Source organism: Pseudoalteromonas sp. SIMBA_162, from assembly GCF_046535955.1.
GTDB classification, from domain to species: Bacteria; Pseudomonadota; Gammaproteobacteria; order Enterobacterales; family Alteromonadaceae; genus Pseudoalteromonas; species Pseudoalteromonas marina.
The window spans coordinates 1-239 of the sequence record NZ_JAWJBQ010001133.1; the positions used below are offsets into that span (position 1 = coordinate 1).

The window sequence follows — 239 nt, forward strand, 5'->3', positions numbered from 1 at the left end:
GTCCCATGGCCTGGCGCCCAACGTGGTGCTGACCGCCTCGGACGCCGATGTCATCAAGACCTATGTGCGTCTCGGCATGGGCATCGGCATCGTCGCGCACATGGCGGTGGACGAGGTGACCGATGAGGACCTGGTCGCACTGGACGCCACGCATCTGTTCGAGAGCTCCACGACCAAGATCGGCATCCGTCGCGGCACCTTCATGCGCAGCTACATGTTCGAATTCGTCGAGCGCTTCG

At 63.2% G+C, this 239-nt stretch carries 1 protein-coding gene; it reads left to right on the plus strand.

What is annotated here, in order from left to right; translation table 11 throughout:
• Positions 1–239 (plus strand): LysR substrate-binding domain-containing protein (locus R0J88_RS23215; RefSeq protein ID WP_410901347.1); only part of this gene is annotated, 239 nt, incomplete at both ends.